Genomic DNA, 22,259 nt, shown 5'->3' on the forward strand with positions numbered 1-22,259 from the left:
ACGCGTATCGCTATTGTTGTCAGCATGGTATCCGAATCCGCCGGCTCCGCAAGGGCCGGTCGACCAAAAGCATTGAGTCACAGACAGATACTCGATGCTGCGGCCGAGATCGCCGATACGGACGGCCTGGACGCGGTCTCATTTCGAGTGCTCGCCGAGCGACTGGGCATATCGCCGATGTCCGTCCACCGCACTACCGGCGGCATCGACGCGTTGAGGCGAGACCTGATTTCCACCCTCGTGGGAGAAGCCGTCTCGTCGATCGACTGGCCGACCGACTGGCGCGGGGTTGCCCGCACGTTCGCCTACGGTCTACATGACCTTCTGATGAGGCATCCTCTCGTTCTGGAAGCCCATCGGCAGGCATCACTGGAAGCGCCCGGCGCCGACGATACCGCCCACCGAGTCGTGCGAGCGCTTTCGCAGGCCGGCCTCGATGACGAACAGGCCACTTACGCGTACGGCGCCGTGCATGATTTCGTGACCGGACACGTCGCAATTCAATTGGGACGCGGAGCTTTCGACAGTGCACCCGCCGATCGACGCGAGGCATCGGTGTTCGCGCTTCATCACGATCCCGCCCGAAGGTTCGAATTCGGAGTCACGCTCATTCTGGATGGCGTGGCGTCGATCGCGCAGCGAGGAAGCACAACATGACAAGTAGCGTGACGACAACCGAAATTCGTGGCACCTCGGGGCGCCGTATCGCGTTCTGCGAGTACGGCGATCCGACTGGCCGGCCGGTAGTCGTGGTTCATGGATCACCTGGCAGCCGATACGAGGGGCTCTCGCTCGACAACGCGGCTGCGACGGCGGGTCTACGGCTGATCGTCCCCGATCGTCCCAGTTTCGGGCGCACAGATCCACACGCGGACAGGGGATTTCATTCCTGGGACGACGACTACGTCACTCTGATCGATCATCTCGAGTTGGACTCGGCCACACTGATGGGTTTCTCCGGAGGCGGCGGTTACGCGCTCGCAGTCGCTGCGGCCGTACCCGAACGAGTCTCGAAATTGGTGCTGGCGTGCGCCATGATTCCCGGAGCCCCACGAGATACTTTGCGGCGCAGGATAAAACTGGTATCCGCGCTGTACTTTGCCGCCAACTGGGCTCCCCGCATGGCTGGTGCAATGCTTGCGGGAACCGGAGTGTTCTCCAAGTTGCGCAGCGACTCCGTCTCGATCTGGCCGGCCGCCGATCAGGCCGTCATGACCGACGAGTCGCATCGCCCTGCTCTCCAACTGGATTCATCCGAAGGGATCGCACAGGGCGGATCCGCAGGGGTTGTCGACTTGGCGAGGTATCGCCACGAGATGCCAGGGTTGCTTCAATCCATCTCGGTACCAACGGTTTTCCTGCACGGAACCGACGACAGGAACGTACCCATCGAAGTTGCCCGCTGGGCCCACTCGATGATCCCCCACTCTCGCTTCGAAGAGGTCAGCGGGGGCGGTCATCTGTTCGTAGTCGCAGACCCCACTCCACTCATTCGCGCCCTCACATAACCTCTTGACTCGAACTGATGTTCGAGTATTGTTGGGGGTGGGGATCGGGGGATTCAATGAGTGTTCTGTTGTCGGACGTGGTGTCGGGTTCTGCGGTGGGGTTGCGCGGACGTCTGTGGCGGTTGTCTGCTTCTGAGTTGCGTGCTGCCGCTATCGAGGCGAGTGCGGAGATTCTTCGCCTCGAGGCTGTTCGAGTGGCCGTGGTGGACGAGTTGTCGATGCGTCCCGATGATCAGGTAATTGCCAGCCGCGGGGTGGGGTGCTGGTTGGCGGCGAACACGATGCTGCAAATCCGGGACGGGAAGAAGATCGCCGCCCTCGGTGCAGCGCTACGACCGTTTCCCGCGGTGGCGGCACGGTTCGATGACGGGGACTGCTCCTTCGAGCACGCCGTGCTGATCGTGGCGTTCTGCGAATCACCACCGAAGGGAATGCCGGACGAAGCGCTCCCTCGCTGTATCGACCTACTGTTGGCGGCCGCGTCCGGAGTGGAAGCGACGACCACGAAAGTCCGGAACGTTATCGCGACCTTGGAGCGAATCTTCGAATCGGATGAGATTCCGCCCGCCGAAGATGTGGATCGGAATGAGTTGCGGATCGCGTCGACGTTGAATGGTCGGGTGGTGGTGCGCGGGGATTTCGATGCTCTCACCGGGGAAATGTTGTTGTCGGCATTGTCGAATCTGACGATGCCGACCCCGGCACCGGATGGAACTCCGGATTCTCGGTCGGCGGCGAAGCGGACGGCGGATGGGTTCACCGAACTGATTCGCCGCTACCTCGACTGCGCGAAGACCGGTGTCGATGGTGGTCAGCGCCCGCACGTGAACGTGCACATCAATGCCCGTGATCTTGCGGAGCATCGTGACTGCGCCGCCGCACCCTCGCCCGATGGTGTTGCTGTGGCTGTGTCGGATCTTGATGTCGGTCACATGCCCTGGCTGGGGCCGCTGTCGGTGTCGCAGACAAGGCTTCTCGGGTGTGATTGTTTCCTGTCCACGGTGCTGCTCGACGGTCACGGGGCGCCTTTGGATGCGAAACCCGGGAAACGGTTGGTGTCCGCCGAGCAGCGAGTGGCGTTGATCGCCCGAGACAAAGGCTGCGCTTTCCCGGGCTGCACATGCGTGCCCGCGTGGACCGACGCGCACCACATCCGGCACTGGGCCAACGGTGGCCCGACGGTGATGAACAACCTTGTCCTGCTGTGCCGTTCACATCATCGATTGATGCACCGCAAAGCCGGGTTCGTCGGGAAGTGGGTGATCCGCATCGGCGTCGACAACAAACCGTGGTTCATCCCACCACCCTCGATCGACCCGCAACAGCACCCGCGACCGGCGAACACCACCTTCAAAACCTGAGAAGAACCTCAGGCACAACAGAACACGGCCCAGCACCCCATCGAAGGAGTCCTCGATGCGGTGCCGAAAGCCGTGCTCAGGCCTAGCCGGTGATCGTTCAGCCCAAGTCGGCGACGATCCGCTCGGCGAGCGGCTTCGACGAAGCCGGATTCTGGCCGGTGTACAGCTTCCGGTCCACCACGACATAAGGCGACCACGCCTCAGCCTTCGAGAATTTGCCGCCCAACTCGCTTAGCCGAGTTTCGAGCAGCCACGGAGCCTTGTCCGCCAGACCAGCCTGCGTCTCCTCTTCATTGGTGAACGCCGTCAGCTGATAGCCGTCGAACAGCCAGCTTCCATCGGATCTCTGGGCGGGCAGAAGTGCCGCCGGTGCGTGACAGACCGCCGAAACCACCTTGTCGGCGTCCAAGAACTTCACCAGAAGCTCACCGAAGGATGCCGACACCGCAAGATCTTCCATCGGTCCATGTCCACCTGGCACAAAGACCACGTCGTAGTCGGCAGCATCGGCGTTTTCCAGAATCTCCGGCGAATCCAGCACCGGCTGCAGATCGGCGATGTACTTGCGCATACGATCAGCGCCTTCTTGCCCGCCGTTGACCTCGGGCGCCAGGCTTCCCTCATCCACAACGGGGGCTTTACCGCCAGGCGTCGCGATCACGATGTCGTAGCCGGCCTCGACGAAAACGCGATGCGCCTCGACCAGTTCTTCCGCCCAGTATCCGGTTGGGTGGGCTGTCCCGTCGTTCAGCGTCCAGTGATCTGCAGAAGTGACTGCAAACAACAGCTTTGTCATCGCGCAACCTTTCGTCGTAGCCAGGAACCGTCGTAGTCAGGAACCGTCGTAGCCAGGAACCCCGAGACACGGAACCCCGGCGAACGCTCCCTTGGATGAAACGCACTCAACCGGAGGGAATTCCGCATCGGCCGTTCCAGTGCGACTTCTCACCAACGGGGCATACAACCCGTCATACCCACATTCCAGCTCGGATATTTGGGGCGAACAGTGCGATCAGGTCAGTACGAAGGCCACGGCAAAAAGTGTCCAGGCGGCAGCAAGAACCGTCGACGCCGCAGTAACTGCCCCGGTCACGGCAGGTCGAGTGCTGCAGTTGCGCGCCGCGATGATCCCGACCGTCATCAAGGTCAGCGCCATCAGGAATGACAGAACCACGATCTTCACCAGCAACCCCTTCGACGTCGGCCAACAGAACCGAAGGCCATTTAGATAGTACACAAATAGATCGTGCATTAATCAAATGGAATCAGTCAGGTACCTCTTGACAACATTCGATTGAAACTGTCAGGCTAAACCTGACGAATGGAGAACTTCTTATGCAAGATCTGATCGAGACCGCCCTGACCGCAAAGATCGAGACCGCCGCAACTTCGACGGCCAACGTCGCAATCGCCGAGGCCGGCGCGCAGGCGGACAAGATTGTCGGAACGGATCCATTACCTGGCAGCCCCGAATGGGAGGCAGAACAGGACACCGACATCCCGGCGCAGCGTCAGATGGCTTGGCAGTTGGCAAGTTTCCGGATCCAGCTCGCCGCAGGCATCGATTCGACGGCAAGCGTCATGAGCCTGCGAAGATTCGGCGCGACATGGGCAACCATCGGCCGCGCTGCCGGAATGACCCGTCAGTCCGCGCATGAACGGTGGGGTCGACGTGTATCGGACATGCTCGATCCGTACGGAGTCGGGATGCCGCCCATGGTGCCGAATGATGATCCGACTCAGCCCTGACTACCAATCGCGTGACTACTGATCCGACAGCAGCGCATCTGCTTTCGCGACCAATACTGCACGCTCACGCTCGTTTCCGGCCAGCCTCGCTGCCTCGAGGAGTTCGGTTCTAGCCTCCTCGGATCGGCCGAGCTGACTGAGCAACTCCCCCCGAACACTGGGAAGCAGGTGGTAGCCCGTCAATTCACCTGAAGCGACAAGCTTGTCGACGAATTCGAGCGCAGGGCCAGGACCGTATGCCATGGATACCGCCGCCGCATGATTGAGGTCGACCACGGGCGACGGGGCCAGTTGCGCCAGAGCCTCGTAGAGGATGACTATCTTCTTCCAATCGGTGTCATCGAAAGTTGCTGCTCGCGCATGACATTCGGCTATCGCTGCCTGCAAACCGTACGGGCCACGTCCACGCCCGACGGCGTCAGCTCGTTCCAGCGCCGCAAGCCCGCGCGAGATCTGTAGGCGGTCCCACCTAGTCCGGTCCTGGTCCGCCAGCAGGATGGGCTCACCTGTCGAGGTTGTCCGAGCGCCGAATCTCGAGGCTGTCAGCTCCATCAACGCGACAAGGCCGTGTACCTCGGATTCCCCGGGGACCAATTCGGCGAGTATTCGCGCGAGCCGCAGAGCTTCAGCACTGAGGTCCGCTCGCATCCACTCGTCCCCCGAGCTGGCTGCATAACCTTCGTTGAACACCAGGTACAGGACTCCGAGGACGGCGCTCAACCTGCTCGAAAACTCTTCTCGTCCTGGAACTTCGAAAACCGCTTTCGAAGCGGTCAACGCCTTCTTCGCACGGACTATCCGCTGTTGAACTGTCGCGGTCGGCGTCAGGAACGCCTTCGCAATTTCTTCGGTGGTCAACCCGCCCACAACCCGAAGAGTCAAGGCCACCTGCGCTTTTCGATTCAACACCGGGTGACAGGCGATAAACATCAGGCGAAGGACATCGTCGTCGATCCGATCCGGATCCCAGCTGACGTCGTCGAAATGCGAAGCGTCGTTCTCGAGTTCACGCGCAAAGTGGGCGTAGCGCTCGTCCAGCCTCTCACGTCGTCGCCACCCGTCGATTGCTCGACGCGTCGCAACGGAAGTCAGCCAGGCAGCGGGATTTCGGGGAACTCCGGTGGCAGGCCACTGCTCGACGGCTTCGAGCAGAGCCTGCGCTGCCAGGTCTTCGGCGAGATCAAGATCTCCGACGGTGCGAGTCAACGTGGCGACGATCTTCGCGGATTCGATTCGCCAGACCGCGTCGACAGCCTTTCTCGTTTCTTCTCGCACCGCCTCGTCGGTCATGGTTCAGCCTGCGACCGGACGATCGGTACCGAGCTCTTCGCGCCAGCCGGCTTCCTTCTGGATGTACTCGTTGTCCTGATCGAAGTCCGACATCTCGCTCACGCGGCGCACCTCGAGCTTGCTTCCCGGCCCGAGCGGGCAGCGCTTCGCCCATTCCAAGGCTTCGTCTTTGGTCGACGTCTGAATGATCCAGAATCCCGAGAACAACTCCTTCGTCTCGCCGTACGGGCCGTCGGAAACCAGCGGCGGATCGGACTCGAAATCGACGATGAATCCCTCCTCCATCGCCAATCCCTCACCCGCCAGCAGCACACCGGCCTTGATCAAGGATTCGTTGTATTGCCCCATCGCGGCGATGATCTCGTCGAAGTCCATGTCCTTGGATGCTTCGATGGCTTCGTCGGTGGAACGCATGATCAGCATGTACTTCATGAGAATCTCCTTCGTTTGTGGACCGCTCATTCGGTCCCTCTGCCTACACGTCGAACGGCAAAGACGCCGATCGACAAACTTCCGAAACTAATTTTCGAAGGACAAATCCGCCGGTCGAATACGTTGCCCACGGTATCGGCAGAAGGGTCGTCTGGCAGCTCAGAAATCGAGAAATCCCGGCACGACTTCAACGGCGAGCCCGGCCGCGTCAGCGCTCCCGTAGAAATACACCGAGCCGTAGCCAAACAGGTATTCCTCGACGAACTCGGGTTGCGGCTCGGCAACCACCGGCCACCCCTCTTCATTGATCTGGAACAGGAAGCGATGCCCGTCCGCCTCGACGGCATCGGCGTAGGACGGTTCATTTTGTATGAGTACCGGTTGCGGCGCGATCAACACCAACGGCATCACTTCGTCGTCTGCGGGAAGATTGACCAACGCCGCGCTCCCCAGGCCCTCGTGAGTGCCGGCCGATTCCGCACTTCGTGATGACGGCGGGTGCAGGACTGCCCTGAACCCGATGTCCGGGTATTCGAGGTCGTCGTCGCCGATGGAGAATCTCCGACGGATGAAGACGGAAAGCTCTCGCGCACCGAGCCACGGAGCCGTGTGCGCCGCGAGCGTCAAAAGATACTCATGCGTCTGCAAAATCGGCTGACCAGCGAAAACCTGCGGCGGGAGTCCACCAATCCTGGACCCAACTTCCGAATCGCTCGAACCCACCCCGAGATGTACTCTGTCCACCGGCGTCATCCTAGGGAGATCCGACGGGCGTCGGAAGAAGACTCTCCGATTTCCTACAAACCACTGGTGACGTAGGCCACATTCAGGATCGATGATGAGTGCATGACAACATTCCCCACTCTCGACCCCGAACTCGCCGCAGCACTCACCATGCTCCCGAAGGTGGACTTCGCTGACCTCCCCAACGCGCGGGCCACCTACGACGCTCTGATCGGCGCCATGTTGGCTGACCTGTCATTCGACGGAGTCTCGCTTCGTGAACTGTCCGCTCCTGGCCTGGACGGCGATCCGGAAGTCACGATTCGTTTCTTCACCCCGGACAACACCGCCGGCCCTGTCCCCGTTCTGCTCTGGATCCACGGCGGCGGATTTGCAATCGGCACCGCTGAGTCCAGCGATCCATTTTGTGTCGAGGTAGCGCGCGAACTCGGATTCGCCGTTGCAAACGTGGAGTACCGCCTCGCCCCCGAAACCTCCTTTCCCGGCCCCGTCAACGACTGCTACGCCGCACTCCTCTACATCCACGCCCATGCAGAGGAACTGGGGGTCGATCCCAGTCGCATCGCAGTGGGCGGGCAGAGTGCAGGCGGCGGATTGGCCGCAGGCACTGTCCTCAAAGCCCGCGACGAGGGCGTTGTGCCCGTGGCATTCCAATTCCTCGAAATTCCTGAACTCGACGACCGTCTGGCGACTGTCTCGATGACGAACTTCGTCGACACACCGTTGTGGCACCGCCCCAACGCCATCCTGTCGTGGAAGTACTACCTCGGCGAGTCGTATTCAGGTCCCGAAGATCCTGACGTCTCCATTTACGCTTCGCCGTCCCGGGCGACCGACCTCACCGGTCTGCCGCCGACCTACCTGTCCACCATGGAACTCGACCCTCTTCGCGACGAAGGAATCGAATACGCCCTTCGACTGCTGCATGCGGGAGTCAGCGTCGAATTGCACTCCTTCCCCGGAACCTTTCACGGGTCGGCACTAGTGGCGACCGCAGCAGTCAGCGAAAGAAGTGCCGCCGAAGCCCTCACTGCGCTCCGGAGAGGGTTGCGTTCGCTGTCGCCTGTCTCGTAGCGTTGCGAGATGCAAGGACTGATGTACCGGCTTGCCGAGCTCGATGCAGACTCGGCAGGCCTGGTACGTGTCATCGATTACTTCGACACGCTCGTGCGGCACGGCTCCGACACCGCATCTCTGCTTCGCGCGAGCGCGCAGTTGGCGGACTGCGTTGTAGGTATCGAGATCGTGGAACACGGTAGAAGCAAGAAGAATTTGCGCCGATGTGACCCACGCGGCCGATGGTCACCCGAACCCCAGTTCCCTCCGAGCATGGCCAGGGACATCGCTGTAGACGACGAGGTTCTCGGGAAGGTATGGATCGAGCGTCCTGGTGCGCACTTGCCGCTCGACGAAATGCTCGTCGACCGAATGGCCCTGACCGCAGCGATAATCCTGCAACCCCGACGCTTGCCTACCGAAGCCGAGCACACTCGAAATCTGTTGTTCCCGATGGATGAACTCGCGGTGCTCACCTCCTGCGCCGGTCTCGGTATCGAACCCCAAACCCCAGTCCGCGTCATGGCAATCAAGGCAGTCTCAGACACGGCCGGCGGCACTGCACACCTTGTTATTTCGCAAGATTGCACACCTGGCAAAGCCGTTGGGATAGAAGCTGATGGCGAGTATCTGAATCTCGTGGCGGGTTCGTTCGCACCGACACCCGAGCTGTCCGAGTCAGCACTGTCGTCATCCATTCGCGCCGGAATATCTTTGGCTGCTTCCGCTTCCGAAGTGAATACAATACTCACCACTGCACGATTCGCTCGTGCACAGGCGTCAGCAACAACACCGATCGTGAACGCCGACGATCTCGGCGCCCTCAACCTCCTGGCACCGGGATCACACATCGATCACTCGCGAATACCGGATCTGGTTCTTGCCGAAGAGATCGGCGATACCAAACAGGGATTAGAACTACTCGAAACCTTGAGGGCATACCTGCAATCCGGAACATTGAGGGCCGCAGCCGATTCCATGCATCTTCATCACAGCAGCGTTGCGCACCGATTGGCGAAGCTGTCCCAGCACGTCGGATTCCACGTCGACACCATCGAGAACCGGGCACGCGCAACGGCCATGATGCTGGTCCTCGATGGCGGATAGGGCCCACCGCGCATCACTTGTGCTACACAGTGGTTGACGATCTTTCGCGTTCGGCGAGCGCAACGAAGGGTGCAAGCGCGGGATTCGGGTTGTCCGGACGGTAGGTCACGGCAACTTCGAGAGTCGGCTGCATACCGGCGATCTCACACAGATGAATACCCGGGATTCGGAGCATCCGGGCCCGCCCCTGCGGGATCGGCGCAATTCCCACCCCGTCCGAGACGGCGTGCAAAACCTGCTCGTCGTCAGCCTCGAATCGAACGATATTGGGAGTGCTGTCGGGCCAAAGTTGTTCGAGCGTACGCGAATACATCCCGGGCGCATTCGCCTCGGGCCAGAATACGACGGGGATGTCCACCAGATCTCCGAGTTCGAGTGTCGTTCGATCCCCGAACGGATGATCCACGGGAACGGCGACCAGGATAGGTTCGGTGTCGAGGACGATCAGGGGAAGTTCACGATCGTCGTCATCGAGCGGCGGTCGCACAACCGCGATGTCGACGGCTCCGGTTCGGACGAGGTCGACAGTCTGCGCCGAAGTGCCCCGGTGCACGACAACTTCGACGCCTGGATAGAGCTTGCGATAAGTGCTGACCAGATCCCCGACGGCGCCACCCGCCCACGACCGGGTGTACGCGATGCGCAGTTCCCCGTCCACACCGCGTGCAGCCAATCGAATTCGTTCGACCGCCCGGTCTGCGCACCCGAGCAAGAAGCGTGCCTCTCGTACCGCTACCCGCCCCGCGTCGGTGAAAGTGAACTGCGGACCTCGGCGGTCCACCAGAGGAACTCCGAGTTCGCGCTCGAGAACCTTGATCTGCTGACTGAGTGCAGATTGCGCCACGTGGACGTTCGCGGCGGCGCGAGTGAAGCTGCCGTGATCCGACAGAGCAATCAGATAGCGTGCGCGCTGCAGGTTCATACGGCGATTATAAGAAGAACAGATGGTGGTGTCACTACTTGGTCTTGGACAGCGCATCACCTGAGGTCGGAGGATCGAGTGCAGGTTGTTCCACCGCTCGCCTCCCGAAAAAACTGTCCCCGAACGATCACAAGGTTGAACATGAGCCCCCGAACACTCGTCGAAGCACGCGAACCTGCAACGGACGCGAGGTTCCTCGGCGCCCTCGCAGAGATCGTCGGCGCCCTCGCAGAGATCGTCGGCGAAGCGCATGTTCTCACCGATCCAGAGCTGATCGAGGGTTACACACGCGACTGGACGGGACGTTGGATCGGTGACGCAATAGCTGTGGTCCGTCCGGCCGACACCGCCGAAGTGTCCGCCGTCGTCACGACCTGCTTCGAGGCCGGGATTCCCATCACCCCGCAAGGTGGAAATACAGGACTTGTCGGTGGCGGAATACCATCGGCTGGATCAGTGGTGCTGAGCACCAGGCGTTTGGATTCGATCGAGACCGTCGACCCCATCGGCCGGACAATCGCGGCCGGTGCGGGAGTGACCGTCGCTCGCGCCGACCTGGCGGCCTCCGCACATGGCCTCCGATTCGGAATCGATTTGGCATCAAAGGAATCCGCGACTCTCGGCGGCATCGTCGCAACCAACGCCGGCGGTACCCGCATGGTCCGATACGGAAATACACGGGCACAGATACTCGGGATCGAGGCAGTACTCGCCGATGGTTCCGTCTTGAGCAGGTGGACTCCACTTGTCAAAGACAATGTCGGATACGACATCCCAGGGCTTCTTGCGGGCAGTGAGGGAACGCTCGCGATTGTCACCAAGGTCCTGATGAAGTTGGTCACCCCGGCGACCGACACCCAGGTCGTGCTCGCGGGTGTGCGCGACGTCGATCAAGCGCTGCATCTGTGTAATCGCGTGCGCCAGAGCGGGTTGACCGTGGAGGCCGCCGAGATCATGACCGACGACGGCATCTCCCTCGTCTGCGCGCACACTGATGCCCGTCGCCCGTTCGGCACACCGTCACCGATGTACACCCTGATCGAGGTGTCATCGCCGCGCGAGACGGAAGAGTCACTCCTGGAAGTTCTCTCTGCCTCTGCCGATCTCATCGAGGACGCGACAGTCGAGCCTGGCCCCGCTCGAAAGCTGTGGACTCTGCGAGAAAGCCATACCGAAAGCATCAGCGCTTCATCGACGACTCCGGTGGTCAAACTCGACATCTCCGTCCCCTTGTCCGTGATGGGCATGTTCATCGAGAGACTCCGCGAAGTACTCACCGAACGATTCGTCCATGTGCGTCCAATGTTGTTCGGACACTTCGCCGACGGGAATATCCATGTGAATCTTCTTGACGCCGAACCGAACATCGCCCACGAACTGACCGATACGGTCTTCGAACTCGTCTCCGCCCATCACGGAAGTATCAGCGCCGAGCACGGGATCGGTCGCGCGAAGTCACCGTGGATAGCGCTGGGGCGCACGGAAACCGACATCGCCGCCATGAAGCTGATCAAATCGTCCTGGGATCCGCGTGGAATCCTCAATCCTGGAATACTGTTGCCCGAAACGGTCGGGTAACAAAAGGGGTCTCGTGCAGGATCTTTACGTCGTCACTCATCCTCATGCCGAACACACAGCACAGGACATCGTCGGAGGTTGGCACAATTCGGTTCTCACGCCCGCAGGCAGGCGCGATGCAGAATTGATCGCCGAAGAGTTGAAACGTCGACGCGCAGGAACTTCGCGCCCGATCCGCATCACCTCTTCCGACCTCGAACGGTGCGCCGAGACATCCGCGATCATCGCCCGGACACTCGATGTTCCGGCGACAACAGACTCTCGATTGCGCGAAATCAGCTTCGGAGAAGCCGAAGGGCGCCCGAACTCGTGGCTGGCCCAGCGGCAGGTTCCGGCTCCTGACGACAACCGCCTCGATCACCGTGGCCCCGTTGCCGGTGCCGAAACCCGCCGCGACATCGCATCAAGGGTCGGCAAGTGCATTCGCGAACTGATGACCGATCTCGACCACGATCACGTGGTCGTAACACACGGATTTGCACACACATTCGTCGTCTCCGCCTGGCTGCAGATCCCCGTCGAAGCCACAGGGTTTGCGAACTTCGCGACCACGCCCGGGGCCATCACACATCTCCAACACGACGACTACTGGCGCAATCGAACTCTCGCGCAACTAGCCGATACGACGCACTTGGCCTGTGGCACGATGGCCTGATGCGCCATGTTTCCGACGACGAACGCCGTGCACGCATAGGAGTACGTCATGCGCTGGCGCCTTCGTTCCGCGTCGATTCTCCGGAAGCTGCAACGCAGGCGATGACGGTACTGCACGCCACCGAATCAGCGACTGTCTATCTGTCTTGCTGGGCGAGGGTTCGGTCATTGGACGCCACTGACGTCGACAACGCCTTGTACGACCAACGCAGTCTCGTGAAGCAATTGGCTATGCGCCGCACGCTCTTCACCTTTCCCCGAGACTTGCTGCCGGCCGCGTGGTCGAGCGCGTCCGCCCGCGTCGCGAACACCGAGCGCGCACGAATGGCCAAGGATGTCGTCAAGGCCGGAATCGCCGTCGACGGCAACGACTGGCTCGATCGCGCGCGGGCGGAGGTTCTGAGCCCCTGAAGGCCTTTCCGCACTCGAGGTCCGTCAGGCAGTACCGATGATCGACGTCAAGGTCGAGGGTTCGGCAGGCGAAATCTGGTCGGCACCCAGGGTTCTCACCCACCTCGGGGCGACCGCAGACATCATGCGCGGCGCCAACACCGCCCGATTCCCCGTCTCACGCCCACTGTGGACTCTCACTCGACACTGGCTCGACGACGCCCCCACCGATCTCGAATCTGCAGACGGATACAGAGAAATAGTCCGACGCTGGCTCCACTCCTTCGGACCGGGGACGGAAGACGACATCGTCTGGTGGCTGGGCTCGACCAAGACGGTCGTCCGGGCCGCCCTCGCCGAACTCGAAGCCGTTGCAGTCTCACTCGACGGAGGCGACACGGGCTGGTTACTACCGGATGACGTCGCCACGGTGCCTGATTCAGGTCCTTGGGTGGCACTCCTACCGGTACTCGACCCGACGATCATGGGGTGGAAGAACCGTGACTTCTACCTCGGCCCGCACCGCAACCAACTCTTCGACACCCGCGGTAATGCCGGCACCACGGCTTGGGTCGACGGTCGTGTCGTAGGGTGCTGGATCCAAGACGAAACCGGTGTGGTCCACGTTCGATTGCTCGAGACCGTGTCAGCGTCTGCGCGACGTTCTTTCGATGCCGAGGCGGCGCGCCTCACCGAGTGGCTGGGCGGCGTCAGAATCGGCACGGGGTACGTCTCACAGGCGATGAGGCACGACGTTCCCGAACCTCCCGCCGGCACTAGCGCCCGGTGATAGCGTCAGATACCGATTGCCAGATCGTCGATGTCTGCGAGGGTGCCGCCGTTTTCGAGGATGCTCGTGTAGTTCCGAAGTCTGTTCTGATCTATCTCGGTAGTGCTGACTCCGCGCTTCCAGTAGCCGAAGACAACCACGTCGTCCTTCGCCAGGCCGACTGTCTTACGGAAATGCGCTCGGATGGAGCGCATCTCGTCTCGCTCACCGGCACCCCACACCGCATAGTCTCCTGGGTTCTCGAGCTCGAGGGCATACTCGGCAAGGCGATCCTCGACATGATGCAATTCGAGGCCGGGGATCACGGGCAGTTCCGCGAAAGCCTCGGCGTCACCGGTGGCGACCCAACCAACACCGGTCACACCCTCGGGCCACTGAAGCAGAATCGAATAGAGGGCAGGTATCGCGGTGTCGTCGGCAAACAGTGCGACGCGGCGACCAGCGATCTCGGGAACGAGGAAGTGCGGGCGAGGGCCGGTGAGCGAGAACGTGTCACCCACACGACGGTCGTCGGCCCACCGCATCATCGGGCTGGTGTGACCGTGCAGCACGACGTCGAAGGTCATCAAACCGCTCGACGCATCGAATGTGCGCACCGTGTAGACACGCGAGACGTCGTCGTACTGCGGGCCCAACTGGATGCGGAATGCGACGTTGGGACGCAACCAATTCGGGTCGTCCGCCGATGAAGTCAGCTGGGCGGTGATGCGCAAGATGCTCTCGGTCGGACGTTCGACGCGTTCGACGACGGCAACCACGTCGTTGAGACCGCGGTCGTGATCTTCGCCGCGTGGCGCCTTTGCCGACGCAGAGGTTTCAGTTTCTTCAGGTCGAGATGCGCTAGTCATTGATATCTCCTGATCGATGGTTCAGTTGTGGACGGGTAGCTGGCTGGCAGGTCTTCGATCACGCGGAACAACAAGTGGCCGTCCGGTTTCGGGGTCTTCGAGGACCAGAGCCTCGAGGTCGAACACTTCACGCAGCAACTCAGGGGTGAAGACGTCCGAGGCACTGCCCTGCATGACGATTTTTCCGGACCGCATGGCAACTACGTGCGTGGCATATCGAGCCGCGAGGTTCAGGTCGTGCAGGACCGCGACCAACGTTCGACCGGACTGGTGCAGTTGGGAACACAGGTCGAGAACCTCGATCTGGTGGGCGATGTCGAGAAAGGTGGTCGGTTCGTCGAGCAACAACACCGGGGTGCGCTGCGCGAGTGTCATGGCGATCCATACCCGCTGCCGTTGTCCACCGCTCAGTTCGTCCACCAATTGATCTGCTGCATCGCGCATTCCGACCTCAGTGAGCGCTTCGGCGACAACACGCTCGTCTTCGGGTGACCATTGGCGCAGCATGCTCTGGTACGGGTATCGGCCGCGAGCCACGAGGTCTGCCACGGTGATCGCTCCGGGTGAGAGCGGAGACTGCGGCAGCAGAGCGATGCGCCGAGCCACTACCTTGGTGCGATAGGACCGAATGTCGTTACCGTCGAGCAGAACCCGACCCGATCGCGGCGCGAGCATTCTGCCGAGCGCACGCAACAACGTCGACTTGCCGCACCCGTTCGGTCCGACGACCACGGTGAAACCGCCGTCGGGGATCTCGAGACTCAACTCGTCCACGATGGTTCGATCGGCGTACCGGAGCTCGATCTTCTCGGCGTGTAGCCGCGATACCGGAGTAGCTGTAGTCATGAATCTCTTTCGTAGCAAGGTTTTCAGGCCTGACGGGCCAGCAACCAGATCAGATAGGCGCCGCCGAGCAGACTGGTGACAAGACCGACCGGAGTTCGGAGACCGACCTCGACCGCTTGGGCAATCAAGTCGGCGCCCGCCAACAGAACCGCGCCGAGCAGGAAGGAGGTCGCGACAAGAACACCGCTGCGCCGAGCCAACCGTCGTGCGATCTGGGGAGCTGCGAGCGCCACAAAGGCGATGGGACCGGTAGCTGCAGTTGCTGCTCCGGTGAGCGCGACCGCAAGCAGGATGCCGGCGAATCGGTATCGCTCCACGGAGATTCCGAGCGAAGACGCTGCGTCGTCGCCCATTTCCATCATGGTGACGCGCCTGGACACCACGACGAGAGCAGGAACGAGAACACCGACGGCGATCGCAACGCTGATCGCGTGTGGCCAACCGCGCCCGGTCAGCGAACCGGCCGTCCACTGCTGCACCACGGTGGCGTCGTCGATATCCGCGCGTACCACCAGGAACGACATCACGGCGCTCAGCATCGCCCCAACTCCGATGCCGACCAGGACGAGTCGAAGACCGCCGCTGACTCCGTCTTTGCGTGCCAGCGCGTACACGAGCAATGCAGTCAGCATGCCGCCGAGAACAGCAGCGCCCGCGGTCTGGAGTACCCCGCCGCCGAAGAACACGACCTGCACCACCACCGCCGTCGCAGCACCGGTGGTGAAACCGATAATGTCCGGCGAGCCGAGAACATTGCGCGAAAGCGTCTGGAAAACCGCGCCGGCCACACCGAGGCTTCCACCCACCCCGATCGCGGTGATCAGCCGTGGAAGACGGCGATTCTGGACGGACCGAACCGCCGCTGGGGTGCCTTCGCCGTTCAGAGCGCGCCACACCTCACCCAAGGACAGGTCCAAGGTTCCGTACATCAGCGTGGCAAACGAGAGCGCCGCCAACGCCGCGCTGATTGAGATGGCTACGAACAGCACCCGCGGGACTATTCGCCACGACCACGACCCGATTCGAACCACCCAACCGCGAAAAAGCGGTGGGACCGGCTGCGCGGCAATCATGTTCACAGTGACGCCACTCGCCGTGAGCGAACGAGCGCGACAAACAACGGTCCGCCGAGCACAGCCACCGCGATCCCCGTCTGCAGATCTCCCGGCGCGGTGACAACGCGACCGAGCACGTCGGCCAAGAGCAGAAACGCCGGCGCGACGACGAGCACGCACGGCAGAAGAAGACGCAGATCCGGTCCGACGACGCCGCGCACGATGTGCGGCGCAGCCAGCCCCACGAATCCGAGTGGGCCGGCCGCCGCGGTGGCCGCCCCCGCGAGCAGGATGACTGCTACAGCGGATCCGGCCCGGGCGGGACCAGTGCGGGCGCCGAGCCCTTTGGCGACGTCCTCACCAAGAGCAATCGCATTGAGTGGACGAATCAGCAACAACGACAACACGATACCGATCGCGATGAAGGGAAGAACGGTGACGATCACGTCTCCGCCGCGCCCCTGCAACGAACCCACTGCCCAGAATCGGAACTGATTGAAGGCAGCCTCATTGCTGATGAGAACCATGCTGGTGAGCGCCGTGATCGCCGTTGCCACAGCGGCACCGGCGAGCGCCATGCGCGCTGGGGTCGCGGCGCTGCGATGCACAGACCCCAACATGTACACACCCACCGAGGCAACGGCCGCGCCGGCGAGCGCGAACCACAGATAACCGCCGACCGAAGTCACCCCCAGATAGGCAATCGCAATCACGACTGCCGCTGATGCTCCGGCGTTCACACCCAGTAGCCCCGGATCGGCCAGTGGGTTGCGGGTGATCGACTGCATCAGCGCGCTGGCCAGTCCGAGCGCAGCCCCGACCACCAGCCCGAGAATTGTTCGGGGCAAGCGTGATCCGATCACAACGAGGTGTTCGTTGTTGCCGGCGTCGTAGGAAAGGATCGCGTCGAGCACGGTGGCGACGGGGATGTTGCGAGAGCCGAGTACCAGCCCACCAACGGACGCCAGCACGATCACGACCACGGAGGCCACGACCAACAACCCCGCACGCGCGGCTGTCCCGGACCGCAGCGGTGCTTCGGTCCGGGACTGTGAAGAAGCGCTCACGCCGTCATTCACCGAACGTGGACACCAGCGACTCGACTGTCTGCTTGGCACTGAAGTAGTCGAGGCGGAAAGCCGCCGTTCCCATTGCGTAGACCCGATCACCCTTGACAGCAGGTTGATTCGCGAGAAGCGGATCGGCGGCAAGTTGCTTCTCCACATCCTTGGGTCCCATCGAGACGGCAAACAGCGTCTGCGAGCCGTCAAGGGCGGCAGACATGTTCTCGGAGCTGACGATCGCGACGCCGGAGGCACCCCGCTTGTCCGGGGCGACAAACTGCTCAGCGGGCTCGGCATAGGTGAAGCCGAGCGAGGTCAGCAGATTGCCCTGTGGGCTGTCGGCTCGGAACGTCCAGACACCGTCGGCACCCATGTAGACCAGCGCCGTCACCGGCTGCTCGGGAAGTTTGATCTTCCCGGCCTGCGTCGTCACCCAGCTGTCGTACTCGTCGACGGTCTTGTCTGCCTCGCTCTCGAGTCCGGTGACAGTCCCCAGCTGATCTGCGAGCTCCTCCCAGGAGCTGGCGCCGTAGTCGAGAAGAACGGTGGGTGCGATGTCGCTCAGCTGCGCGTAGGCGTCGAGCGTCGAGTCACCTCCGTTGGCGGACCCAATGATCAGATCGGGTTCGAACGTCTCGATCGCGTCGAGGTTCAGCTCGAGATTTCGGTAGAGAACCTCTACTCCACGATCAGCTGCCACCTCCGACCACTGGGAGAAGAACCCCTGGTCATCGGTCATTCCCGACGGCGTCGTTGCCGCGCTGGCGACGACCGGCGCACCGATTGCAAGCAGCGTGCCGGTCAACGACGGCGAGGTGGACACAATTCGGGTCGGCTTCGAGGTGATCTCGGTACTGCGGTCGCCGTGATCGACGGTGCGCGGCCATCCCTCGGCAGAACCTGAGGTTTTCTGGGTGCCCTCGGTTCCGGCATCGCTATCTGACGAGCTGGAGCAGCCGGCAAGAGCGAGGGCGACGACCGCGGCGAGTATTGCCGCCGTCGGGCGAAGTGATCTGCGCATGAGTATGGCTTTCTGAAGGTACGAGAGTGCGCCGCTGCGAACGCAGACAGCAGAGGTAAAGTTAGCCATACTTAAGTAGCAAGGGTTGTCCAGGAGCGCCAACGTGTTACCACTATCTGAGCCGGACGCGATCGGTTTGCCGCCGGTCCGTGCGAGCGCCACCGAGCCCAGCACCGCCCGCTCGCCGCTGTTGTTCTGGGTTCTTGCAGGCAGCGGACGCGTCAGAGTCGGATCGACGGTCCACGAGATACCAGCTGGCGAATCGCTGTGGATCCCGGCGGGTGCGCGATACGCAATGGAGACGGACTCGGATTCCGTCGCGTTTCCCATCCTGCTTCCGCCCTCGAACGGCGTCAGCGCCGGGCCGGCTACCGTGACGCGCCTGCGCGTTCCGCCTGGATGGGAAGACAGACTGATCCACGAGTTCGTTCACAACCTGGGCTATCTGCGCGGCGACGCTGCACACCCGTCGTCCTTGTTCGAGATGATCGCCCGGGCTGACGACGGGGCCACCTCGCTGCCGCGATTGCCGCAGTCACGGGAAGCGTTCGAGATCGCGCACGCCCTTTTGCGAACGCCTGGCACCGACGACACCGAGGGACAATTCGCGAAGCGTGCCGGGATCAGCATTCGAACGCTCCAGCGGTACTTCGTGGAAGAAACCGGCCTCACCTTCACGCGCTGGCGGCTACGAACTCGGATCGCCGCCTCGCTGGAGTATCTGAAGCAGGACCGCGAGATCGGTTGGATTGCAAACGAAGTCGGCTTCGAAACAGGAAGCGGATTCACCCGCGCGTTCCGGGCCCAGATGGGAGAGAGCCCGAGCGACTACCGTCGACGGGCCCTCTCCGGTCCAACCGATCGCAGCGTGGACACCGACAACGATCAAGCATTGGTCCGCATGCTCGCAGAGCCCAGGCAGCCCGGAGAAACTGCGCCGCCGATACCGGCCAACGCGACGTGGCCGCGCGTCAACGGCGCCCACGTCGCAGTGTGGGTCTACCGAGGCCAAGCCCGGGTGGACGTCGCGGACCGCAGCTGGGAACTGCGCACCGGCGAGGCCATGATTCTGCCTGCAGGCGTCCTCAATACCGTCACGGTTCCGACGGGTTCACTGCTGCTACCGCTCGGCTTCCGCTCCTCGAACGGGTCGACCGTATCTGCCGACGCCCTCGAGACCGTGCAGTTCTCCCCCGATGACGAATTGGCATTGCTGCACACTTTCGTCGCCGCCTACACACCCTTGCGCCCGCGTGGCCACGACAGCGCCACAGCATTCGACATCATCGCCACCGGCCCTCTCGCACAATCGGTTTCGAACGGGTCTGCCACCGATTCGATTGCCACACGACTGGCAGCGACAATCGCCGCCCGACCGGCCGACCCTCGCACTCTGGACGAGTGGGCGCAAGAGTTCGGTACCGACGCGGCCAGGCTGCGCCGGGAGTTCCGTATCGAGACCGGCACTACGTATCCGCAATGGCGATCGCTTTCACGGATGACCCAGGCACGCACCCAACTCCAACTCGGGGTTGCACCCGGAACGGTGTCGAGGAACCTGGGTTACGCGCACCTGCCCGCATTCAGCCGAGCGTTTCGCACTGCGCACGGGATCTCACCGCAGCGCTTCCAAGCTCAGTCCGTCGAACGCGCCCTCTGGTTACGTTCTGTGCCGCGCGCCGCCGAGCCGAGCGCTCGGGTTCTTCACACCCACTGAACGAGCTGCCACACAATGCCGTTGGGATCGACGAACTGGCAGTAGCGCTCGCCCCACGGTTCGGTCTCCGGCTCTGTGACGACGGAGGCACCTTCGGCAGCGATGCGGGCGAACTCGGCGTCGATGTCATCGACCACGAATGCGATGAGCATGCCTTGCCCGGCCGAACCTGCGACGAAGTCCGGCTTGAACGTACCGAGACCGGTGCGCAGGAAGACCACGTTGACCCCGGCATCCGGATGATTCAGAGAAACGAATCCATCGTCGGACATGGCCTCGGTGAAGCCGAAATGGGTTTTCGCGAAGTGGGCCGACGCGTCCGTGTCGGCAACGTTCAAGGACAGAGCAGTGCTGGTGATTTTCATCGTGGCCTCCATGATCATAAACCTTGTGCAGTGCATACAGTATGCACCGTATAAGGTATACCACTGTTGAGGTATTCCCGATTTCTGGAGACGGCTGATGGCACGCGAACTGATCGACCTACTGTGGCGCGATCACCCCCTCGCACCGAAGGGTGGAGCCCGCGGCCCTCGCGCGAAGGTCACCACTTCACAGGCGGTCGACGTCGCTCTCGCCCTCGCGGACGTGGAAGGGCTGGACGCGGTGACGGTGCGCCGATTGGCCGCCGAGCTCGGAATCTCGGGCATGGCGGTGTACACCCACGTCGGGTCCCGTGACGATCTCCTGGTGCTCATGGTCGACACCGTGCGCGGCAACAGTCCGCGCCTGTCGTACGGGAACATGACGTGGCGCAAGCGCGTGCGACGGGTAGCCGAGGAGGAACTTGCCCTCTACTCGGAGCACTGGTGGCTCCTGGACATCACCGATCAGCGCTCCGCGTTGGGTCCGGGAACTATCGCGAAGTACGACCACGAACTACATGCGTTCGACGACACCGGGCTGAGCGACATCGAGCGGGATTCCGCGCTGACGTTTGTCGCCGACTTCGCCCGGTCCTCGGCGCAAGCACGGCGCCCCGACCCCCGAGCGGCCGACATGGCCGAGGTGTGGTCGTCCTGGAACCAGCGCCTGGCTGCTTACCTCGGCGACAACTTCCCGCTGGCGCAGCGAGTCGGAGGAGCGGCCGGCGAAGCCAAGAACACCCCGTACAGCCCCGAGGCAGCGTGGAAATTCGGGCTGGACCGGGTCCTCGACGCCCTGGGAGGTCTTGTTCACATCGAATGACATTCCTGCAATTCGAAACCGCGAGAGCTGTTGCACGCCTATGAGAATCAATCGACCCGAGAGGTACGGGGTTCCAGTGAGCTTCTGATCGAGATTCCGCTGCGCGACGCAACCAGCTAGCCCCGACTTCAGCGGCATATATCCACGGAGAAGGGGTAGACGAGTAGATACCGGCGGCACATCGACTCAACTCCAGGCGTGGTGGACAATGTTTCTCAGCGACCAGTCAATTCGTCATCACACCCGCCGTTTCGGTGCAGCTCTGTCGCCTTCTCACAAGTGGCCTCCCCCGACCGAAACACAGCGCGTCGCACGCTGGAGTGAGAGGTCGGAGATGCTCGGCGCGCTGTCGGTACTCCTGTTCTGGGCTTTCGGCTTCGGCATCCTTCTGGGTGCGGGCGCGATTACAACAGGAATCTTTGCGCTCCGACGTCGCCCGAAGAAGTCTGGCGGGCATCTGCTCTCGAATGCCCGCCAGCTGCCGTGGGATGCAATAGTCGGCCTCTTCACCGGCGTCATCGGTCTTGCCCTGAGCGGTTGGTTCTTCGTCGTGGTCCTACCCAACATGTAGGCGTCTGCTAGCCAAGGCCGTTCGCGTCAGTGGCCAATGTTCGGAGTTCCCGTCGTAGGATCTTGCCCGTGGTGGTGAGCGGCAAGCTGTCGATGAAGGTGATCTGCCTGGGGTACTGGTAGAAAGCAAGGCGGCTTTTCACGTGGGTCTGCAACTCCTGGCGAAGCTCTTCCGAAGAGTTCGTTCCTTCGGACAGAACGACAAAAGCGTGAACGGCTTCCCCGCGCAACGGATCCGGAACACCGATGACGCCGGCCATAGCTACCTCGTCGCGCGAGAGCAGGCACTCTTCGATCTCGCCGGGGCCGATCCGGTACCCCGCGGACGAAATGACGTCATCGGCACGCCCCTGGTACCAGAAGTTCCCC

At 62.2% G+C, this 22,259-nt stretch carries 26 protein-coding genes; 13 read left to right on the forward strand and 13 right to left on the reverse strand.

The annotated features are described in order from the left end of the window. The first annotated feature begins 24 nt into the window (after nt 1-24). Genes ABX74_RS18820 through ABX74_RS18830 form a run of 3 tightly spaced genes read left to right on the forward strand, consistent with a single transcriptional unit; the run spans nt 25 to nt 2,869 of the window. Nucleotides 25-657, forward strand: a complete 633-nt coding sequence (locus ABX74_RS18820; protein WP_021345987.1) for a TetR/AcrR family transcriptional regulator — start codon at nt 25-27, stop codon at nt 655-657. Further along, nucleotides 654-1,508 carry an alpha/beta fold hydrolase gene (locus ABX74_RS18825; protein WP_031333874.1) on the forward strand — a complete coding sequence of 285 codons (855 nt, stop codon included), beginning with the start codon at nt 654-656 and terminating at the stop codon, nt 1,506-1,508. The genes ABX74_RS18820 and ABX74_RS18825 overlap by 4 nt, the downstream gene beginning before the upstream one ends. Before the next feature lie 56 nt (nt 1,509-1,564). Beyond that, nucleotides 1,565-2,869, forward strand: a complete 1,305-nt coding sequence (locus ABX74_RS18830; RefSeq protein ID WP_047889446.1) for an HNH endonuclease signature motif containing protein — start codon at nt 1,565-1,567, stop codon at nt 2,867-2,869. 97 nt (nt 2,870-2,966) lie between these two features. Here the strand turns inward: ABX74_RS18830 and ABX74_RS18835 are convergent, their stop codons facing one another. After that, on the reverse strand, nt 2,967-3,665 hold the full coding sequence (locus ABX74_RS18835; protein ID WP_047889447.1) for a type 1 glutamine amidotransferase domain-containing protein: 699 nt from the start codon (nt 3,663-3,665) through the stop codon (nt 2,967-2,969). A 216-nt stretch (nt 3,666-3,881) separates the two neighbouring features. Next, nucleotides 3,882-4,052 carry a hypothetical protein gene (locus ABX74_RS30455; RefSeq protein ID WP_021333309.1) on the reverse strand — a complete coding sequence of 57 codons (171 nt, stop codon included), beginning with the start codon at nt 4,050-4,052 and terminating at the stop codon, nt 3,882-3,884. Nucleotides 4,053-4,204: 152 nt separating this feature from the next. Here ABX74_RS30455 and ABX74_RS18840 point away from each other — a divergent pair, with 152 nt between their 5' ends. Continuing rightward, nucleotides 4,205-4,618 carry a hypothetical protein gene (locus tag ABX74_RS18840; RefSeq protein ID WP_020971251.1) on the forward strand — a complete coding sequence of 138 codons (414 nt, stop codon included), beginning with the start codon at nt 4,205-4,207 and terminating at the stop codon, nt 4,616-4,618. Between the two features lie 15 nt (nt 4,619-4,633). On the opposite strand, the gene ABX74_RS18845 is transcribed toward ABX74_RS18840, so the two are convergent. The 3 genes from ABX74_RS18845 to ABX74_RS18855 all read right to left on the reverse strand — a co-directional run bounded on the left by ABX74_RS18845 (nt 4,634) and on the right by ABX74_RS18855 (nt 7,093). Further along, on the reverse strand, nt 4,634-5,908 hold the full coding sequence (locus ABX74_RS18845; RefSeq protein ID WP_019745926.1) for an RNA polymerase sigma factor: 1,275 nt from the start codon (nt 5,906-5,908) through the stop codon (nt 4,634-4,636). Between the two features lie 3 nt (nt 5,909-5,911). Next, nucleotides 5,912-6,340 (reverse strand): YciI family protein, encoded by a 429-nt coding sequence (locus ABX74_RS18850; RefSeq protein ID WP_007735729.1) that lies wholly within the window; start codon nt 6,338-6,340, stop codon nt 5,912-5,914. A 159-nt stretch (nt 6,341-6,499) separates the two neighbouring features. After that, nucleotides 6,500-7,093 carry a hypothetical protein gene (locus tag ABX74_RS18855; protein ID WP_047889448.1) on the reverse strand — a complete coding sequence of 198 codons (594 nt, stop codon included), beginning with the start codon at nt 7,091-7,093 and terminating at the stop codon, nt 6,500-6,502. 93 nt (nt 7,094-7,186) lie between these two features. Between ABX74_RS18855 and ABX74_RS18860 the strand changes: the two genes are divergently transcribed. Continuing rightward, nucleotides 7,187-8,158: an alpha/beta hydrolase gene (locus ABX74_RS18860; protein WP_047889449.1), complete on the forward strand. Its 972-nt coding sequence runs from the start codon at nt 7,187-7,189 to the stop codon at nt 8,156-8,158. A gap of 9 nt (nt 8,159-8,167) precedes the next feature. Beyond that, a complete protein-coding gene (locus ABX74_RS18865; protein ID WP_223257964.1) occupies nt 8,168-9,247 on the forward strand; it encodes a helix-turn-helix domain-containing protein in 1,080 nt (359 codons plus the stop codon). A gap of 22 nt (nt 9,248-9,269) precedes the next feature. Here the strand turns inward: ABX74_RS18865 and ABX74_RS18870 are convergent, their stop codons facing one another. Then, on the reverse strand, nt 9,270-10,169 hold the full coding sequence (locus ABX74_RS18870; RefSeq protein ID WP_046379565.1) for a LysR family transcriptional regulator: 900 nt from the start codon (nt 10,167-10,169) through the stop codon (nt 9,270-9,272). A gap of 141 nt (nt 10,170-10,310) precedes the next feature. On the opposite strand from ABX74_RS18870, the gene ABX74_RS18875 reads away from it, so the two are divergent. From ABX74_RS18875 to ABX74_RS18885, 4 genes are read left to right on the forward strand one after another with little or no spacing between them, the layout of a single operon-like run. Beyond that, a complete protein-coding gene (locus ABX74_RS18875; RefSeq protein ID WP_047889450.1) occupies nt 10,311-11,747 on the forward strand; it encodes an FAD-binding oxidoreductase in 1,437 nt (478 codons plus the stop codon). 13 nt (nt 11,748-11,760) lie between these two features. Further along, entirely contained in the window at nt 11,761-12,402 is a 642-nt protein-coding gene (locus ABX74_RS18880) for a histidine phosphatase family protein (RefSeq protein ID WP_047889451.1), read from the forward strand. Then, on the forward strand, nt 12,402-12,812 hold the full coding sequence (locus ABX74_RS30775; RefSeq protein WP_262982276.1) for a DNA glycosylase AlkZ-like family protein: 411 nt from the start codon (nt 12,402-12,404) through the stop codon (nt 12,810-12,812). The genes ABX74_RS18880 and ABX74_RS30775 overlap by 1 nt, the downstream gene beginning before the upstream one ends. 37 nt (nt 12,813-12,849) lie before the next feature. Further along, nucleotides 12,850-13,581, forward strand: a complete 732-nt coding sequence (locus tag ABX74_RS18885) for a winged helix DNA-binding domain-containing protein (protein ID WP_262982277.1) — start codon at nt 12,850-12,852, stop codon at nt 13,579-13,581. Between the two features lie 5 nt (nt 13,582-13,586). Here the strand turns inward: ABX74_RS18885 and ABX74_RS18890 are convergent, their stop codons facing one another. From ABX74_RS18890 to fepB, 5 genes are read right to left on the reverse strand one after another with little or no spacing between them, the layout of a single operon-like run. After that, complete coding sequence (locus tag ABX74_RS18890) at nt 13,587-14,429, reverse strand: siderophore-interacting protein (protein ID WP_047889452.1); 843 nt, start codon at nt 14,427-14,429, stop codon at nt 13,587-13,589. Nucleotides 14,430-14,450: 21 nt separating this feature from the next. Then, the gene (locus ABX74_RS18895; protein ID WP_047889453.1) at nt 14,451-15,275 is read right to left on the reverse strand and encodes an ABC transporter ATP-binding protein; all 825 of its coding nucleotides are present in this window, start codon (nt 15,273-15,275) and stop codon (nt 14,451-14,453) included. 23 nt (nt 15,276-15,298) lie between these two features. After that, nucleotides 15,299-16,348, reverse strand: coding sequence for a FecCD family ABC transporter permease (locus tag ABX74_RS18900; protein WP_223257965.1), 1,050 nt, complete (start codon nt 16,346-16,348; stop codon nt 15,299-15,301). A 2-nt stretch (nt 16,349-16,350) separates the two neighbouring features. After that, a complete protein-coding gene (locus tag ABX74_RS18905) occupies nt 16,351-17,397 on the reverse strand; it encodes a FecCD family ABC transporter permease (protein WP_047889464.1) in 1,047 nt (348 codons plus the stop codon). A 4-nt stretch (nt 17,398-17,401) separates the two neighbouring features. Next, the gene (gene fepB, locus ABX74_RS18910; RefSeq protein WP_047889454.1) at nt 17,402-18,415 is read right to left on the reverse strand and encodes a Fe2+-enterobactin ABC transporter substrate-binding protein; all 1,014 of its coding nucleotides are present in this window, start codon (nt 18,413-18,415) and stop codon (nt 17,402-17,404) included. A gap of 103 nt (nt 18,416-18,518) precedes the next feature. Here fepB and ABX74_RS18915 point away from each other — a divergent pair, with 103 nt between their 5' ends. Beyond that, entirely contained in the window at nt 18,519-20,132 is a 1,614-nt protein-coding gene (locus tag ABX74_RS18915; RefSeq protein WP_047889455.1) for a helix-turn-helix domain-containing protein, read from the forward strand. On the opposite strand, the gene ABX74_RS18920 is transcribed toward ABX74_RS18915, so the two are convergent. After that, nucleotides 20,120-20,497, reverse strand: coding sequence for a VOC family protein (locus ABX74_RS18920; protein WP_031331446.1), 378 nt, complete (start codon nt 20,495-20,497; stop codon nt 20,120-20,122). The genes ABX74_RS18915 and ABX74_RS18920 overlap by 13 nt on opposite strands. A 97-nt stretch (nt 20,498-20,594) precedes the next feature. Here ABX74_RS18920 and ABX74_RS18925 point away from each other — a divergent pair, with 97 nt between their 5' ends. Then, on the forward strand, nt 20,595-21,320 hold the full coding sequence (locus ABX74_RS18925; protein ID WP_047889456.1) for a TetR/AcrR family transcriptional regulator: 726 nt from the start codon (nt 20,595-20,597) through the stop codon (nt 21,318-21,320). A 208-nt stretch (nt 21,321-21,528) separates the two neighbouring features. After that, nucleotides 21,529-21,891 carry a hypothetical protein gene (locus ABX74_RS18930; protein ID WP_019745947.1) on the forward strand — a complete coding sequence of 121 codons (363 nt, stop codon included), beginning with the start codon at nt 21,529-21,531 and terminating at the stop codon, nt 21,889-21,891. Nucleotides 21,892-21,898: 7 nt separating this feature from the next. On the opposite strand, the gene ABX74_RS18935 is transcribed toward ABX74_RS18930, so the two are convergent. Then, on the reverse strand, nt 21,899-22,259 hold a 361-nt coding region (locus ABX74_RS18935), incomplete at its 5' end, for an AMP-binding enzyme (protein WP_047889457.1).

The sequence above is a fragment of the Rhodococcus sp. ARP2 genome, assembly GCF_001029585.1.
Lineage (GTDB): Bacteria > Actinomycetota > Actinomycetes > Mycobacteriales > Mycobacteriaceae > Rhodococcus_F > Rhodococcus_F erythropolis.